Genomic DNA, 17554 nt, shown 5'->3' with positions numbered 1-17554 from the left:
TCCCTCCTTGATTAAAAATGGATCGCCTTCCCGTCAACAGCAAGAGCTGCCTCACCAATCGCCTCTGATAAGGTTGGATGCGGGTGGATCGTTTGCCCCACTTCCCACGGCGTTGCATCAAGTACTTTGGCTAATCCAGCTTCAGATATCATATCTGTGACATGAGGACCAATCATATGAATCCCTAAAATATCATCTGTCTTTTGATCGGCAATGATTTTGACGAATCCATCAGATTCCCCGTACACAAGCGCTTTACCGATCGCCATAAATGGAAATTTCCCCATTTTCACTTCGAAGCCTTGCTCTTTTGCCGCCTGTTCAGTGAGTCCAACACTAGCGGTTTCTGGGTGAGAGTAGACACATTTAGATACGAGCGTTTCATCGAGCGGCTTTGGATCTTTCCCAGCCATATGTTCCACAGCAATCATGCCTTCGTGTGAAGCCACATGTGCCAGCTGAAGCCCGCCAATGACATCTCCTATTGCGTAAATATGCGATTCTTTTGTTTGATAATGTTCATTCACGACAATGCCTTGTTTTTCTGTTTGGATGTCCGTGTTTTCAAGACCAATGCCTTCAATATTTGGTACTCTGCCGACTGAAAGAAGAAGTTTTTCCGCTTCAAACGTCTGAATGTCTCCATCCTTTTCTGCTTGAATCGTCACGAGATTCTCCTGCTTTTTGACGGTATCTGGCAGTACTTTCGCATTTTTCACAAAGGTGATGCCTTTTTTAGATAAAAGCTTTTCCATTTCTTTAGAAATGTCATGATCCTCTGTTGGCAATATGCGATCTGCAAATTCAATCACAGTCACCTTCACACCAAAATCATTGAGCATGGAAGCCCACTCAATTCCGATCACCCCGCCGCCGACAATGAGCATTGATTGTGGAAGCTCTGGCAGTTCAAGTGCATCATCTGATGAAAGAATGTGCGTCCCATCTGCTTCAAGCCCAGGCAGCACCCGCGGTCTTGAACCTGTCGCAATAATGACCTGCTTTGGAATGAGCATTTCATTTTCATCTCCATTTGCCATTTCTACGGAGATGGTTCCTGGCATTGGCGAAAAGATAGATGGACCAAGGATACGGCCGATCCCTTCATAGACATCAATTTTTCCTTGTTTCATTAAGTGTTTGACGCCGCCTGCTAGTTTCTCTACAATCTCTGTTTTTCTTTTCTGCACATTGGCAAATTGCAAGGCAATGCCGTTTGCCTCAACGCCAAAATCAGCAGCACGTTTGACGGTTTGATAGACTTCTGCACTTCTAAGCAGCGCTTTAGACGGAATGCATCCTTTATGCAGACATGTTCCGCCAAGCTTTTCTTTTTCTACAACTGCTGTTTTCAATCCAAGCTGTGAGGCACGGATGGCCGCTACATAGCCGCCTGTGCCTCCACCAAGAATGACGAGGTCATATTCAGTTGCCATGACTTGTCACTCCTTTCTTCATTCGTTGATCATTTGGGTATTCTTTCGGTGATTCTTCTTCTTTTAAAATACGAAGTGCACCTTCTGCTAATGATTGCAGTTCATTTTCGCCTGGATACACGACAACATCTGAAATCCAGTCAATGTATCCTCTAATACTTGATGTAATTTGTTTGCTGTACGCAAGTCCGCCTGTTAACACAATGACGTCAACTGCTCCTTTTAAGACAGCACTAGCCGCACCGATTTCCTTGGCAATTTGATAGCACATCGCTTCATAAATCAGCGCCGCCCGTTCATCGCCTGCTTCGATCATGCGCTCCACTTTCACAGCATCTGTCGTGCCAAGGTAGCCCGCAAGTCCGCCTTCACCAATAATGCGTTTCAGCATTTCCTCTTGGCTGTACTCACCAGAAAAGCAAAGATTGACGAGGTCACCTGTTGGCAGGGTCCCCGCTCGCTCCGGGCTGAAAGGTCCTTCGCCATGCAGTCCGTTATTGACATCAATGACTTTTCCTTTTTCATGTACACCAATGGTGACGCCGCCGCCCATATGCGTAATAATCATGTTCAAATCTTCGTAGCGCTTCCCAAAGGAAGCAGCTGTTTTTCTTGCGACTGCTTTTTGATTTAATGCATGGAAGATGCTTTTTCTTTCAATCGTTGGCAGCCCTGAAATACGAGCAATTGGTTTTAGCTCATCCACCACAACTGGATCGACAATAAAAGCTGGGATGTTCAGGCCAAGTGCAATTTCTCGTGCAATGATACCGCCAAGATTTGATGCATGCTGGCCGGCATATCCTTCTTTGAGGTCTTGGGCCATTTGCTCATTGACTTCATATGTGCCTCCTTCGATAGGCCGGAGAAGGCCGCCGCGTGCGCACACTGCATCAAACTTTGAGATGTTCATCCCTTGTTCATGCAGCGTTTTCAGGATTGTTTCTTTACGAAATGAAAATTGATCAATGATATGTGGGAATTGCTTTAATTCCTCATCTGTATGTCTGAGTGTCGTTTCAAAAATAGATCGTTCATTGTGAAACACACCGATTTTTGTTGAAGTAGAGCCAGGATTGATTGTGAGAATACGCCATTCTTTTGTCAGCAAAAACAAAACCTCCGTTTCAACTCATTCTTCAAATTAGCGACGACTTAAAATATGTTGACCATTTTGCAGGAATTGGCTTCTTGATTTGCGCATTCTTTCAATTCGCTCCTCTGCCAATCGGTCTGCCGCTTTATAAGTTGGAATGGCATCACGGTTTGAAACTTCAATGACACTTTCAATATTTTGGTAAATACCTTCCACTTTTTTCATCGCACGATCTGCATTATAGCCATAAAGCTCATCAGCAACGTTAATCACGCCGCCTGCATTGATCACATAATCAGGTGCATAGACAATGCCCATTTCATGGATAAGATCGCCGTGATGCGTTTCTCTCAGCTGGTTATTGGCTGCACCTGCGATGACCTTTGCTTTCAACTTAGGAATCGTTACATCGTTAATCGTTGCACCAAGTGCACATGGTGCATAAATATCACATGCTTGATCATAAATATCGTCAGGGTCTACTGCTTTTGCACCAAAGTCTTCTACAGCTCGTTTTATAGAGTCTTTGTTGATATCTGTGACAATCAGCTGTGCGCCTTCTTCGTGCAGGTGTTTACACAGATTGTAGGCCACATTCCCAACACCTTGGACAGCAATTGTTTTTCCTTCTAATGAATCGGTCCCAAATGCAGCTTTGGCAGCAGCTTTCATCCCTTTATATACACCGTAAGCCGTAACAGGAGACGGATTTCCGGAAGAACCAAATGCAGGAGAAATACCTGTCACAAAGTCTGTTTCTTCATGAATAAGATCCATGTCTTCTACCGTTGTACCGACATCCTCCGCTGTGATATAGCGGCCATTCAATCCTTGAATGTAGCGTCCAAACGCACGGAACATTTCTTCATTTTTATCTTTTCTCGGGTCACCGATGATGACTGTTTTCCCGCCGCCAAGATTCAGGCCTGCTGCTGCGTTTTTATAAGTCATCCCTCTTGCTAGACGTAACGCATCTTCGATCGCTGCTTCTTCGTTTTCATACGTCCACATTCTCGTCCCGCCTAGTGCTGGCCCAAGTGTTGTATCATGAATAGCAATAATGGCTTTTAAGCCAGACTGTTCATCCTGACAAAATACAAGCTGCTCATAATCGTATCGTTCCATATATTTAAAAAGTTCCATTGTTTATTCCTCCTATGACTTCCGCTTAATTTGATGTACAGATGGCAAGTGCAATTGAATAAAGCTTACTTTCGGCTGTATCCGACCGGCTTGTTAAGGCAATCGGCGCCTTCGCTCCTGCCACCACAGCTCCCACCTTTGCATGTGCAAAGTAGATGAGAGATTTATAAAGAATGTTCCCTGCTTCAATCGTTGGCACAAGCAAAATATCTGCATGACCGGCGACATCACTCGTAATATTTTTATGAGAAGCTGCCGTTTGAGAAATGGCATTGTCTAAAGCAAGAGGCCCGTCAATGAGGCAGCCAGAAATTTGACCTCGCCTATTCATTTGTGCCAGACTTGCCGCTGTCAAAGTTGAATCCATTGCCGGGTTCACGACCTCTACCGCAGATAACACTGCCACCTTTGGCATGTCGTTTCCGACAGCTTGTGCTACTTGAACAGCATTGATCGTGATCTCTTTGAGCATATTTAAATCGGGCGCGATGTTCATCGCAGAATCCGTGACATAAATAAAACGATCAAAGCCCGGCACTTCGAATGCCGCGACATGTGATAGGACACTCGCTGTCCGCAGCCCGTACTCTTTATTCAGTACCGCTTTTAAAAGAACGGCTGTCGGGACATGCCCCTTCATCAATATATCTGCATGCTTCTCACTCACTGCCTGCACGGCAATTTTGGCTGATTCTTCAGGAGAATCCGAATGAATAATATCTATCCAGTCGTCATTGATCTCATGCTGTTTCACCAGCTCCTTCAGGTTGCGTTTGTTCCCAACCAGCAGGAAGCGAGCGACCTTTCGTTCAATTGCCATCTTGATGGCATGAAGCACTTCTTCGTCTTCTGCATGAGCCACAGCAGCAGTTTTATTTTGCAGCTGGGCGGCTTTCATAATCAGATCGTCAAGCTTCATATATGTCCACCTTTCCTTATGCTCGGTTCATGGTTTTCATATGCAAGTTCTGTGCCAGCTTGAAATGCAGCGACATAAGACATTTCGCATGAAATACATGCAATTTTTTGCAGGTAACATGCATTTTATTGCATGCTATCTTTTGCAAGTTGATATTTATCCATTTTATAGTAAAGGTTTCGAATGCTAATCCCTAACGTTTTCGCTGTTTTCGTGCGGTTGAATTGATGCTTTTCAAGGGTTTGTTTAATCAGCTGCGCTTCAAATGCCTCAACAGCATCCGAAAGTGTCTCTCCCTCAAATTGACTGACAGCCAGTTCCTGCTGCTCTTTTTCTTCCTGCTCTTCTGACTCCATGAAGGAAATATGATCTTCATCGATCCATTCTTCTTGCGGGTTCAAAAAGATCATGGCTCGTCCAAGGACATTTTCCAGTTCTCTTACGTTTCCAGGCCAGCTGTAGGATCGAAGTCTATCGAGCGCCCCTTCCGTTAAGCCGCTCACATTTCGTCCATAGTCTAAATTGATCTTCTGGATGAGACGTTTGCTTAAGGAGTCAATATCTTCAAGGCGCTGCCTTAGCGGCGGAATAGAGATCGGATATCTGTTCATGCGATAATATAAGTCCTCTCTGAATTTTCCTTCCGCCATCGCTTTTTCAATATTGACATTTGTTGCGGTGATCACACGTACATCAACAGGGATGGCTTTAGTTCCGCCTACTCTGACAATTTCTTTCTCCTGCATGACGCGTAATAATTTCGCTTGTGTACTTGGCGTCATTTCACCAATTTCATCCAAAAAAATACTGCCGTGATTTGCCTCTTCAAACAGCCCTTTTTTACCGCCGCGCCTTGCACCAGAAAACGCTCCTTCCTCGTAGCCAAAAAGCTCTGACTCTAAAAGGGTTTCCGATAAGGCCGCACAGTTGACTCTTACAAAGCGATTATATTTCCGGTCACTTTCATTGTGTATAGCGTGCGCGAACAGCTCTTTCCCAGTACCTGATTCTCCCCTGAGTAAAATGGTGGCTGGTGTTTTTGCCCCTAGCTTTGCCTGCTCAAGTGCCACAAGCATTTGCTCACTTTCTCCAATAATGTCTTCAAAAGTGTACTTTGCTTCAAGTGTACGGATGAGCTGTCTTGCTTTATTCAATTCATTGGTGAGTGATTGAATTTCTGATACGTCATGAATGACGCCGACACTGCCTTTTAGAATGCCATCAACGATCACTGGCGCTACGTTGACGATCACATCCTTCTTATTTGGTCCGACTTTCATTCTAACGCCTCGAACCGGCCTTCTCGTTTCAAGCACCTTCAAATGCATGCTTTCGCCTTCAGAAATATCCGCACCTGCTGGTTTGCCCACAACTTCTTTGTCTGTTAACCCCGTCATTTTCGTGTAAGCTCGGTTGATTAAAATTCCTTTCCCCTGCTCATCTACGACGGATATCGCTTCATCCGATGATTGAATAATGGCCTCAAGCATTGTCCGCACTTCTTTGAGGTTTGTGACTTCCTCCGCAAGCTCCACCGCATCTGTAATATCTTTGAAGATCGATAAAGCGCCCAGCATTCTTCCTGCGTCATCAATAATTGGCAAACGCGTTGTGACAATTTGTATTTGCTGATTCAGAAATTGTTTTTGATTAAATTCAGGCTCCCTCGATCTTAAAATATCGGGAAGCTTTGTGTTTGGAATGACTTCACGTATGTGACGGCCAATCGCATCTTTTTGCGAACATCCAACCATTTTGGCAGCCGACCGATTAAATAGGACGACTTCTTCATCCATATTAATAAAAATCATGCCATCGTTCGTTGCATTAAAAATGCGGTCATGTTTATAGGTTTGTTCCTTTAATATTTGAATGAGCTGATGCTTTTCTGACATTAATTCTGATATGACGTATGCCATCGAACTCGGAACAATGACAGCATGCTCTCGTTTTTCTTTCATCAGTTCTTTAAGCACAGCTGAACTGCCCGTTGTTTCAATGATGATATCAATGTCATCTTTTATGTATTCTTTCCAATCCGTTGTCGTATCGATTCCATTCTTTTTCGCTTCTACCATCCCCGGTGCCCCAAGATCAAGGTCGGCGATCGCAACGATTTGAATCATATTTGTTTTCAGCAATGTTTCAAGCAATATTGATCCACCGTGTCCTGCACCGACAATCAAGACTCTCTGCATCCCGTTACCCCTTTATATGAAAAAATTTGCACACCATATTTTTCCGTTGCAAAAAATTGCACAACTCTTATATTACCACGTTTTCCTTTCTTGACAAAATATTTTTTGAATTAGACAATGGAAGTAAATGACGTTTAAGGGGACATTTGATGGGGAGAATACTTGCATTAATGATTATTTTAATACCTGGCGCGCTTGCTGCACTTGGGATTAAGCTGCTGCGTGACACGGTTTTCGGCATCATCATTGCACCATTTCCATTTTTATGGCTGCAAGGAATTGCAGGGTTATTATTTTTAGGAGGAGGTCTTTATGTAGTCGCTGGCTTTATTTTATATAGAGACCGCAAACGCAATAAAGTGACCACCCGCTTTAAGCAGAGATAGACATGAAAAAAGACCCGCTTCTGATAGCAGGTCTTTATTTCATTTCTTCTCTTATTTTGACGGCTCTGTCAGGAAAATCAGTGAAAATTCCATCGACACCTAAGGAAAACATGCTTTTCATCTGCTTTTCACTGTTTACCGTAAACGGCCTGATCACTTGCTGAGCGGCACGGAGAGCCGACACGACTTCTTTTGTCACCCCTGCGCCCTTTATATTCGGATGATAACCTCTTGCAGGCACTGTTTTTAAGTACATCTCCGGCTGATGAATCACATCCATTGTGAGAACAGCAAGCTCAACATGCGGCATCAGCTTGTGAAAAAGAGCTAAACTCCCATGATGAAACGATGAGACAAGTACACGATCTTCTATTTGAAAGTGTTCAATTTGCTCCTTTACTTTCTCTTCAATACCAGGATATCGATAAATGGAATTTTTCAGTTCAATATTGATGATGAGTGATGATTGCTGCGTCACTAGCTCCAATACTTCGTCTAAAAGAGGAATGGATACAGCACCAGTTTCTTCATAGAAAGAATGACTCGCATCTCCTGCTTTTAACTCTTCATATGTATGGTCTTTCACTAATCCCTTCATATTCGTTGTTCTGTTCAGCTTCTCATCGTGAATGACAGCAAGCTTGCCATCTTTCGTCAGCTGAACATCGAGCTCAATTCCGTCAGCTCCAGAATGGAGTGCTTGCTCAAAGGCTATCATGGTATTTTCAGGGTAGATTCCTTTAAAACCTCTGTGTGCAAAAATTTTCGTCATAGGTCACCTCTAAGTATGATGCTTCCTTTCATTATGACGTGTCTCTTTTCATTTTTCCAGTTTGAGCACATAAAAAAACCTCTTCTGATTAGTACGAAGAGGCTCACAGATAAATTCGATCACGTAATCGCTCTGATGGCTTGCTCTGTCGTCTCTGCGTCAAGAGCAAAAAGGGAAGAAACAACTGCGACTGCTGTAACGACGGTTACACCTAACAACAACTTTTTCATAAGATAACCTCCACTTTCTTTTGAAGTATTTGTGCATCGAATTTCTTTTCAAGAAAACGAATGGCGTTTTGATAGTCATTTCGTTCCTTGAAGTATTTCGATATTTGTTCAGACAAATCCTCAAGCTCCACATATAATCTATTTTTTTCTATGTAGTCTAATTTTTCAGAGAATACGTCTGCTGCTCCACTATTTTCGCACATCAAATCCAAAATTTCAAATTTTACTATATATTCATTATTTTGGATATCGCAGCTATACTGAATACCCTCTTTAATATATTCCTTCGCCTCTTGATCTCCTAGATGAACTAAGGCATTTGCCAGAACATATAAAGATTGGATGTAATAATGGCTATTGTCACGGTGAATTTGAATGCCCATCCCTTTTTTGGCATATTGTGCGCTTTTTTCATAATCAGGCTTCGCATAATAAAGAACGGCTAAATTGTGATAGCATTTCCCAATCAGCACTTCATTGTTAATGCGTTTACTTTTCTCAAGTGCTTCTTGGTATTTTTCCTCTGCCTCTTCAAATTGAAACAAATCAATACAATTACTTGCATGTAAAATCAAACTGTCAATCGCCTGCGCTGTATACTCTTCATGCGCTTTGAACGTATCGATGGCTTTTTTGATATGATTAATGGATATGAAATTTTGTTTCAGTTCGTAATAGATTGAAGCAACCTTATGGTGAAAAGTGCCTACTTCAAGGTCTTCATTCACACGTTTTAGGCGCTGTTCTGCAATTTTGTAAAAACTGATGGCTTCATCATACTTTTTCACATATGCAGCATATTGGCCTTTGTAAAAGTAAAAATAAAAATTAATAATGTCATCTGCTTTCTCATCGAGCGTTCCGACACTCTTCATAATGTGATTGGCTTTTTCAATATTTCCAAGTAACATTTCATGTCTGCCATTAACAAGCTGATAATAAAGGAGAACTTCACGGTCTTCATCTGTATTTTTTAGCAAATTCTGAATTTTCTCTTTATAGACAGCAGATTTTTCTAGGTCATTCTGAGAAATGACCCTCGTCCACTTGCTAATTTCGTTCGCTACCTCAGCAGAGTGGATTTTCAGCTTTCCCATAACCTCACCCTCTTCTTCTCATTATTATAGCATAGTAAAAGAATGTGAAAATTATTAAATTCGACAATGGGAATATTCAGTTCAAATGGCACAATCTCTAAGAAGCCAGTGACTTTAAAACGCCAACCAATCAGGTCAATAGAAATAGAACTTTCGATCTCATTTGCTTTATTTACCAAATCCATCAGACCTTTTTCTCTCATCCTTTTCCTTACGAATGAGCTTTTTCTTCTTCTATTTGAAGACCAAACAATTGATTGGCGTAGCTGATTATCACTAATTTATGTCATCCCCATTTCTTTCATGCTTTATTTTTCATTTTATTCCGAAAATAAAGCAAGCCGAGTTTGTCCAAATGATTGTATCAATACGACCAATTTTTGACAATGTTTTTTCAAAATAAAAAAACGCCTCTTTGAAGAAACGTTTTTTTATGAAAATGAACTAGCTAGCTCTATGCTCTAAGCGCAGACGATCAGCTACCATCGCGATAAATTCAGAATTGGTTGGTTTCGCTTTAGACATGCTGACTGTATAACCAAAGAGTGAAGAAATGGAATCGATGTTTCCTCTGCTCCAAGCAACTTCAATCGCATGGCGAATCGCTCGTTCTACCCTGCTGGCAGTCGTGTTAAATTTCTTCGCGATGTCTGGGTACAACACTTTTGTGATGCTTCCGAGAAGCTCAATGTCATTGTACACCATCGAAATCGCTTCTCTTAAGTATAAATATCCTTTAATATGAGCGGGTACGCCAATCTCATGAATAATCGTCGTAATGCTCGCATCTAAGTTTTTACGTTTCGGTTCAGGTTTGTTCCGAAGGACACTGTTTTGGATAGATGAAGATCGATGGGTGACTTGTGTGCCGTTTCCACTGACTTGACGAATATGACCGACTAGGTTTTCCATATCAAATGGCTTTAAGATGAAATAGGATGCGCCCAAATCAACTGCTTTTTTCGTGACATCTTCTTGACCGAACGCCGTTAGCATAATCACACTTGGCTGTTTGGTCATGTCATTGTTTTCACGGAGGCGTTCCAGTACAGCAAGACCGTCTAAATGAGGCATGATAATATCTAAGAGGAGAACGTCGGGCTCTTTATCTTTAAATAATGTCAGACATTCCTGGCCATTATACGCCACGCCAAGTACTTCCATATCTTCCTGTCCCTCAATATACTCTGTCAAAAGGCCAACAAGCTCTCGATTGTCATCAGCTACACACACTTTAATTTTCTCCACGTTCTTTCCTCCCCAATGTCGATTCCTTTAGTCTTTTGCATTTCTCTTCTGAGTGTTCAATTCGACAAAACCATGCTATCCCCTTTAAAAAACTTTAATTTTCCGAATAATAGAGCATTATCTAGCTTTTTCTACGTTTTTCTTAACGAATCGACGATTATTGCAATTTGACAACATACTATTTTCCATTTTGTCGAAAAATCTCTTTTTCCTTATTTTATAACATGATGGCAGAGAAAGAAAGGGGAGAAAAAAACTGCCGGGAGATTCGCGGCAGTTTGATGATCAGCTTGCTTTTTTGTTTTTTTGATAAAGATCGATTCCTGCTTCTGACAGCATCCATTCAATGTGTACGCCGTACCCGCTTGTCGGATCATTGACAAATACGTGTGTGACCGCTCCAATGACCTTTCCGTTTTGGATGATGGGGCTTCCGCTCATGCCTTGGACGATACCGCCCGTTTTACTTAAAAGACGTTCATCTGTTATCTTCAATACCATCCCTTTTGTTGCCGGGAATTTCTGCGGTGTCGTGCTGACGATTTTAATATCAAACTTCTCCACTTTATCATGATCCACAACGGTTAAAATTTCTGCTGGACCTTCTTTTACTTCATTTGATAAAGCGACTGGAAGCGGTTTGTCTGATACATGATTTTCAAGCTTTTCGGTTAACGTACCAAAGATACCAAATGGGCTGTTGCGGGAGATATCCCCTATCGTTTTTCGTTCGGAAGAGAATCTCGCCAATTTTTCTCCAGGATTGCCTCCTGTGCCTTTTTCAATTGATGTCACGGTTGATCTGACAATTTCACCATTGTTGACAACGATTGGTTTTTTTGTATCCATGTCAGAAATCACATGCCCAAGGGCACCATATTTTTTAGAAGATGGTTCAAAGAAGGTCATCGTGCCGATTCCTGCTGCGGAATCTCGAATGTAAAGACCAATTCGATAGGTGCCTTCACTTGCATCTTTTGCGGGTGTTAATGTTGTTTGAAAGGTTTTATGGTCTCTTTTTATGAGTAAACGAAGCGTTTCACCTGTTTTTCCTGCTTTCTGGATAAATGGGGTGAGGTCATTCATTTTCTCCATCTTTTGACCATTGATTTCAATGATCATATCCCCTGATTGAATGCCTGCGGCTTCGCCTGGTGATTTTTTGCCGTCTGCTGTTGTGATTTGATGAAAACCTACAACGAGAACTCCTACTGAGTGGAGCTTGACGCCAATGGATTGTCCTCCAGGAACGACTTTTAATTCAGGGAGAACGTCGACTTTTGTTTTCTTAATAGGAAATCCTTTAAAATCATAAACAATTTCGGCTTTTCCCGCCTTTTGTCCTGTCACTTCAAGCTGATTCTTTTTCTCTGAAAGACTAAAGGCTTGTGAAGAAGCATTGGCTGACGCTTCTATTGATGTGTCAATTGAGTGCTTCTGTTTTTCAAATACAGCAACATTTGTTGGAATGCTGATGTATTCCTTCACTATGCTCATAAACCCTGTACTTATTAAAGAAACAAGGAGAATCACACCAATGGCTTTTCTCATCTTTTCGGGCATTCATTTTTCACTCTCCTCGCTCCTTACCCACACCAGAACACTCATGTTTTGGCTACATCTTTACTTTTGCCTTCTTCGCTAGGATTTATAACCGGCACCTATAGAAAATGATTGGATAAATTGATAAAAGAAAAAGACGATTTCACGGGTATATACAGCGATTTTGACACAATATAAAAAAGGCAGCTGGTTTTTCAGCTACCCTGTTGTTTTGACATCATTTGCTTGATGCAGCAATTCTTTTGCGTGCTGTTTTGTCAGCTCAGTGACTTCCACACCCGCAATCATCCTGCCAATTTCACTCACTTTTTCTTCATGACTTAATGGTTTGACGCTCGTCAGTGTTCTGCCAGCTTTAGAGCGTTTAGAAATGAAGAGATGCGTGTCAGCCATTGCTGCTACTTGCGGGAGGTGCGTAATGCAGAGCACTTGTGAGCCAGCTGCTACTTTGTAAATTTTTTCGGCAATCGCCTGTGCCACTCTGCCGCTTACGCCCGTATCCACCTCATCGAAAATAATGGACGTGACTTCTTGTTTGGCTGAGAAAATACTTTTCACGGCGAGCATGACACGTGAAATTTCTCCACCCGAGGCTACTTTTGATAAAGATTTCATCGGTTCGCCTGTATTTGTAGAAATAACAAATTGTGCTTGGTCGATTCCGTTTTTTCCGAGCTGGACGGGCTTTCCATCTAGCAGCGGATAGTCCGTACTGCCAAAAGGCGCATACCGAATGGAAAAAGCTGTGTCAAACGATGACTTCTCCATATACAAATCCTTTAGTTCCGTTTGAATTTGCTTCGCTAGCTTTGTGGCCCATTTTTTACGAAGCTCCGAAACGTTGAGAGCTTCCAGCAGGGCATCACGGCTCATTGCATCCAGTTTGTTTTTAAGCGTCTGCAGGTGGCTATCTCGATTTTGAATTTGATCTATTTCTTCTTCTATCTTCGCCGCATACTCCAAAATTTCCTCAACCGTTGTCCCATATTTTCGTTTTAACTGCTTCATTTCATTCAGCCTAGATTCAATAAAATCAAGACGTGCTGGGTCGAACTCTAATTGATCCAACATGCTTCGCATTTGGAACGTCGAATCCTCTAATAAGTAATAGGAGTTCGACACTTGTTCGGATAGCTTTTTCAGATCGTCGTTGATCTCAGAAACCTGCTCGAGCTCGCTTGATGACATGCCAACCCAATCAAGTCCTCCCTGCTCATTGCGCAAGGCATTATATGCGTTTTGGAGTGAGGAAAAGATTTTTTCGTAGTTGCTGATCTGATGGCGCTCTTCTTGAAGCTTCTCATCTTCTCCCGGCTCTAATTGTGCCGCTTCAATCTCCTCTAGCTGAAATTGCAGTAAATCTAACCGGTGCACCATCTCTTGCTCATTCTCAGAGAGCTGTTTTAGCTTTTGGGCTGTCTTTGTATATTGCTCATATGCTTCTTGATATTGTGACAAAGCAGGTGCAATTTCTTCTGCTCCAAATTGATCGAGCAAATGCAGATGATTTTCATCCTCCATCAATAACTGGTTATCGTGCTGCCCATGTATATCGAGCAAAAGGCGTCCTACTTCGCGTAAAAGTGAGATCGTGACAAGTTTGCCATTGATGCGGCAGATGCTTTTTCCGTTATTGTTAATATCACGGCGAAGAATCATCATTTCATCCGATGCGTCAATTCCCTGCTCTTCGCATAAAGCAAATACAGGGTGATCGGCTGGCACAAGAAAAAGCCCCTCCAGTTCTGCCTTTTTTTCACCATAACGAACAAATTCAGACGACCCTCTCCCTCCTACAAGAAGTGAGACTGCGTCAATCATGATGGATTTTCCAGCACCTGTTTCCCCTGTTAGGACTGTGAGTCCTTTTTCAAACGAAACCGTTAACTCTTCAATGATTGCAAAGTTTTTAATGGTTAGTTCTGCTAACACTCATTTGACACCTCTTTTTGTAAACCTGATTCTTTATAGCAGTTCTAAAATTTTGCTCGAAACTGTCTCCGTATCATCTGGTGTGCGGCAAATGATCAAAATGGTATCATCTCCGCAAATGGTTCCCATGATTTCTTCCCAATCTAAATTATCCATTAAAGCCCCAATGGCCTGAGCATTACCGGGCATGGTTTTGAGGACGATTAAATGACTGGCAGCATCCATTTTGATAAATGCATCCATTAAGGATCGCTTCAGTTTAGACAGCGGGTTAAACCGCTGATCCGCAGGAAGACTGTATTTATATGTTCCATTGTTCGTCGGCACTTTCACTAAATGCAATTCTTTAATATCTCTTGAAACGGTCGCTTGTGTGATGTTATATCCATCGGCTTTTAAAATATCGACTAGTTCATCCTGTGTTTCAATCTCTTGGCCCGCAATGATTTCTCTAATCTTAATATGTCTTTGACCTTTATTCATGTTTGACCCCCCTAGGCGTTTGATCTCAGTTTGTCTTTACGTTCTATGTTATATGAACCACAGTTCAAAAAACAAGCATTACGTGAGAAACGGTCAATTCTCGTCTTTTGACCATGTAAAAAGGAATAATAGCGAGCTATTATTCCTTTTGTTTCGATGATCTCATGTGTCAGCCGGCTCAGGGCTGTTTTTCTTTTCTTTCAATACCGAATGGGCTTCCTTGACGACCTTTTCAAGCTCTGAAGCCGGAAGTGCCGCATTCTCTTCTTGATCGGGATGAAGCACTAAATGAAGAAGGAACTCAATATTCCCGTCTCCACCAGTAATAGGCGAAAATGATACATCCTTTACATCATAGCCTTCTTTTGCAGCAAATTGATTCATCTCTTCGAGTACACCAAGGTGGACAGACGGATCTCGCACAATGCCTTTTTTCCCAACAAGCTCTCTGCCTGCTTCAAATTGAGGCTTGACGAGTGCAATACAGTCTCCGCCCGGGACAAGAATGTGCTTTAAAGCCGGCAGGATGAGTTTAAGTGAAATAAAAGAGACATCAATTGATGCTACTTCTGGCAACCCTTCAGTAAAATCTGCTGGGACGGAGTGACGGAAATTGGTGCGCTCCATGACGATTACCCTGTCATCCTGCCTTAATTTCCACGCAAGCTGATTGTAGCCAACATCAACAGCATATGATTTGACCGCTCCATTTTGAAGAGCACAATCTGTAAATCCGCCTGTTGATGAACCAATATCAATTAGCAATTTCCCTTCAACGGTTAAGTCGAATTCTTTTAGTGCTTTTTCGAGCTTTAACCCGCCGCGGCTCACATATTTCAGAGGGTTCCCCTTCACAGTGAGCGGAGTATCACGAGCGATTTTCTCACCTGGTTTATCCAAACGGTTTTCATTTGAGTAAACGATTCCTGCCATGATGGCACGCTTTGCTTTCTCTCTCGTTTCCATTAGTCCTTGTTCGACTAATAAAACGTCAAGTCGTTCTTTCTTTGATGTCATGATCCAATTCCTTTTCTTGGTGCTGCGGGAAGCAGGTCACGTAAAGTGTCAGCAACCTGTGCCTTCGTCAGACCAATTTCTTCAAGCAGGGCATCAACACTTCCATGCTCAATAAATTCATCTGGAATGCCCATACGTTCTACTTTGATATGTGAAGCTTTCTTATCGTGTATATATTCTAAGACGCTGCTGCCAAATCCGCCTTGGAGCACTGCTTCTTCAATCGTTAAAATCGGAATGCCTTCAGAAAGGATGTCATTTAACATCGCTTCATCAAGGGGCTTAATAAACCGAGCGTTGACGACACGAATCGATTTCCCTTCTTTTTGAAGTTCTTCTGCTGCTTGGAGCGCCATTTTAATCGTCGTACCAAATGTTAAAATCACGGCATCCTTCCCTGGACGAAGAACCTCCCAGGACCCAATCGGAATGGTTTTCAGCTGTTCATCCATTTTGACACCCAGCCCATTACCGCGCGGGAAGCGCATAGCAATAGGACCGTCATCGTACTGAATGGCTGTATTGACCATGTGCTGTCCTTCATTTTCATCTTTTGGCATCATAAGTACCATATTCGGCATATGACGCATAAAGGCAATATCAAACACACCTTGATGGGTTTCTCCATCTGCACCGACAAGTCCCGCACGATCAATGCCAATAAATACGTTGAGGTTCTGACGGCAAATATCGTGCAGCACTTGGTCATAGGCTCTTTGCAGGAACGTTGAATAAATCGCTAAAAATGGCTTCATGTCCTGCGTCGCAAGCCCAGCTGCCATTGTGGCTGCATGCTGCTCGGCAATTCCTACATCAAACATCCGCTCTGGAAATTCCTTCGCAAAGCCTTCAAGCTTTGAACCAACAGGCATCGCAGGCGTGATCGCAACAATCCGCTCATCTTCCCGTGCCAGCTTTCTGACCGTTTCACTGACGAGACCACTCCAAGACGGAGCTGCTGCTGCCGGTTTTACAAAATCACCGGTATCGATTTTGTATGGACCCGTACCGTGCCAAGTCCCGATTTTATCGGATTCTGCCGGCTGATAGCCTTTTCCTTTTTTCGTGATGACATGCAGAAGAACTGGACCTTTTGTTTTCTTTGCATATTCAAGATTTTCAAAAAGATCTTCATACGAATGTCCATCGACAGGACCTAAGTAAGTAAATCCCATTTCCTCAAAAAACATGCCAGATACAAGTAAATATTTGAGGCTGTCTTTGATCCGCTCTGCTGTAGCAGCAAGCTTTCCGCCTACGGCTGGAATGCGCTTGAATAAATATTCGAGTTCGTCCTTTACCCATTGGTATTTGCCAGCTGTGCGCAATCTGCCAAGCATTGTGTGAATCGCACCGACGTTTGGTGCGATACTCATTTCATTGTCGTTTAGGATCACTATCATATCTTTCTTTTCATCACCGATATGATTCAAGGCTTCCAGCGCCATACCTCCGGTTAGTGCGCCGTCTCCGATAATAGGCAGAATATATTCATCTGTCCCTTTGATATCCCGCGCTGCCGCCATACCCATCGCGCCAGATAACGAGGTGGAACTGTGACCTGTCTCCCAAACATCATGCTCGCTTTCATTTCGTTTAGGAAAACCGCAAAGCCCTTTATATTGACGAAGTGTATCAAACTCCGCCCCTCTTCCCGTTAACAGCTTATGAACGTAAGACTGATGTCCAACATCCCAGAGAAATTTGTCTTTTGGGCTGTCAAATACTTTATGAAGCGCAACAGTCAGTTCAACGACTCCCAGGTTCGGACCGATATGCCCGCCAGAGTTAGCTAAGGACTCAATTAAAAACATGCGAATGTCAGCACTAAGCTCCTCTAATTCTGCATTTGACATTCCTTTTAGAAACGTTGGATTTTTTATTGATAAAAGATCCAATTAGGATCAACTCGCTTTCAACAAAATTTCTATATACATATATAATGCCTTATTCCTTTGAAAACCAATGCGGAATAAGAGTTGTCTCATCATGATAAACTGTTTACAGTTTACCACAATTGCTCGAGGACCCTCA

General features: G+C 42.5%; 14 protein-coding genes. 1 reads left to right on the top strand and 13 read right to left on the bottom strand.

Features of this window, described 5'->3' with window-relative positions; translation table 11 throughout:
• Positions 1-11: 11 nt before the first annotated feature.
• From lpdA to ACSSTM_RS00790, 5 genes are all read right to left on the bottom strand, one after another.
• Positions 12-1436: a dihydrolipoyl dehydrogenase gene (lpdA, locus tag ACSSTM_RS00810; protein WP_106031016.1), complete on the bottom strand. Its 1425-nt coding sequence runs from the start codon at positions 1434-1436 to the stop codon at positions 12-14.
• Complete coding sequence (gene buk, locus ACSSTM_RS00805; protein WP_034661235.1) at positions 1426-2547, bottom strand: butyrate kinase; 1122 nt, start codon at positions 2545-2547, stop codon at positions 1426-1428. The genes lpdA and buk overlap by 11 nt, the downstream gene beginning before the upstream one ends.
• A 33-nt stretch (positions 2548-2580) precedes the next feature.
• The gene (bcd, locus tag ACSSTM_RS00800) at positions 2581-3675 is read right to left on the bottom strand and encodes a branched-chain amino acid dehydrogenase (RefSeq protein ID WP_309415609.1); all 1095 of its coding nucleotides are present in this window, start codon (positions 3673-3675) and stop codon (positions 2581-2583) included.
• Between the two features lie 25 nt (positions 3676-3700).
• A complete protein-coding gene (gene yqiS / locus ACSSTM_RS00795) occupies positions 3701-4594 on the bottom strand; it encodes a phosphate butyryltransferase (RefSeq protein ID WP_309415610.1) in 894 nt (297 codons plus the stop codon).
• A 125-nt stretch (positions 4595-4719) separates the two neighbouring features.
• Entirely contained in the window at positions 4720-6792 is a 2073-nt protein-coding gene (locus ACSSTM_RS00790; protein ID WP_034661239.1) for a sigma-54 interaction domain-containing protein, read from the bottom strand.
• Between the two features lie 149 nt (positions 6793-6941).
• On the opposite strand from ACSSTM_RS00790, the gene ACSSTM_RS00785 reads away from it, so the two are divergent.
• Complete coding sequence (locus ACSSTM_RS00785; RefSeq protein ID WP_309415611.1) at positions 6942-7178, top strand: DUF2627 domain-containing protein; 237 nt, start codon at positions 6942-6944, stop codon at positions 7176-7178.
• A 34-nt stretch (positions 7179-7212) separates the two neighbouring features.
• On the opposite strand, the gene ACSSTM_RS00780 is transcribed toward ACSSTM_RS00785, so the two are convergent.
• The 8 genes from ACSSTM_RS00780 to dxs all read right to left on the bottom strand — a co-directional run bounded on the left by ACSSTM_RS00780 (position 7213) and on the right by dxs (position 17418).
• Entirely contained in the window at positions 7213-7950 is a 738-nt protein-coding gene (locus ACSSTM_RS00780) for a glycerophosphodiester phosphodiesterase (RefSeq protein ID WP_034661241.1), read from the bottom strand.
• A 226-nt stretch (positions 7951-8176) separates the two neighbouring features.
• Entirely contained in the window at positions 8177-9277 is a 1101-nt protein-coding gene (locus ACSSTM_RS00775; RefSeq protein WP_066030680.1) for a Rap family tetratricopeptide repeat protein, read from the bottom strand.
• 444 nt (positions 9278-9721) lie between these two features.
• Positions 9722-10525 (bottom strand): sporulation transcription factor Spo0A, encoded by an 804-nt coding sequence (gene spo0A / locus ACSSTM_RS00770; RefSeq protein ID WP_012010520.1) that lies wholly within the window; start codon positions 10523-10525, stop codon positions 9722-9724.
• A gap of 285 nt (positions 10526-10810) precedes the next feature.
• Complete coding sequence (gene spoIVB, locus ACSSTM_RS00765) at positions 10811-12088, bottom strand: SpoIVB peptidase (protein WP_034661244.1); 1278 nt, start codon at positions 12086-12088, stop codon at positions 10811-10813.
• 198 nt (positions 12089-12286) lie between these two features.
• Entirely contained in the window at positions 12287-14020 is a 1734-nt protein-coding gene (gene recN / locus ACSSTM_RS00760) for a DNA repair protein RecN (RefSeq protein WP_106037972.1), read from the bottom strand.
• A 33-nt stretch (positions 14021-14053) separates the two neighbouring features.
• A complete protein-coding gene (ahrC, locus tag ACSSTM_RS00755) occupies positions 14054-14503 on the bottom strand; it encodes a transcriptional regulator AhrC/ArgR (protein ID WP_034661246.1) in 450 nt (149 codons plus the stop codon).
• A 162-nt stretch (positions 14504-14665) separates the two neighbouring features.
• A complete protein-coding gene (locus tag ACSSTM_RS00750; RefSeq protein WP_034661248.1) occupies positions 14666-15520 on the bottom strand; it encodes a TlyA family RNA methyltransferase in 855 nt (284 codons plus the stop codon).
• Entirely contained in the window at positions 15517-17418 is a 1902-nt protein-coding gene (gene dxs / locus ACSSTM_RS00745) for a 1-deoxy-D-xylulose-5-phosphate synthase (protein ID WP_034661250.1), read from the bottom strand. Before dxs ends, ACSSTM_RS00750 begins: the two co-directional genes overlap by 4 nt.
• Between the last annotated feature and the right edge of the window lie 136 nt (positions 17419-17554).

This window comes from Bacillus sp. RK1064, assembly GCF_051488405.1.
Taxonomy (GTDB): Bacteria; Bacillota; Bacilli; order Bacillales; family Bacillaceae; genus Bacillus.
Note: the sequence above shows the minus strand (reverse complement) of the source record. Positions and strands in the feature narration are given on the sequence as shown.

Coding starts and splice junctions, on each gene's coding strand:
- lpdA (WP_106031016.1), bottom strand. CDS start 1,436: ATGGCAACTGAATATGACCTCGTCATTCTTGGTGGAGGCACAGGCGGC.
- bcd (WP_309415609.1), bottom strand. CDS start 3,675: ATGGAACTTTTTAAATATATGGAACGATACGATTATGAGCAGCTTGTA.
- yqiS (WP_309415610.1), bottom strand. CDS start 4,594: ATGAAGCTTGACGATCTGATTATGAAAGCCGCCCAGCTGCAAAATAAA.
- ACSSTM_RS00790 (WP_034661239.1), bottom strand. CDS start 6,792: ATGCAGAGAGTCTTGATTGTCGGTGCAGGACACGGTGGATCAATATTG.
- ACSSTM_RS00785 (WP_309415611.1), top strand. CDS start 6,942: ATGGGGAGAATACTTGCATTAATGATTATTTTAATACCTGGCGCGCTT.
- ACSSTM_RS00780 (WP_034661241.1), bottom strand. CDS start 7,950: ATGACGAAAATTTTTGCACACAGAGGTTTTAAAGGAATCTACCCTGAA.
- ACSSTM_RS00775 (WP_066030680.1), bottom strand. CDS start 9,277: ATGGGAAAGCTGAAAATCCACTCTGCTGAGGTAGCGAACGAAATTAGC.
- spoIVB (WP_034661244.1), bottom strand. CDS start 12,088: ATGCCCGAAAAGATGAGAAAAGCCATTGGTGTGATTCTCCTTGTTTCT.
- ahrC (WP_034661246.1), bottom strand. CDS start 14,503: ATGAATAAAGGTCAAAGACATATTAAGATTAGAGAAATCATTGCGGGC.
- ACSSTM_RS00750 (WP_034661248.1), bottom strand. CDS start 15,520: ATGACATCAAAGAAAGAACGACTTGACGTTTTATTAGTCGAACAAGGA.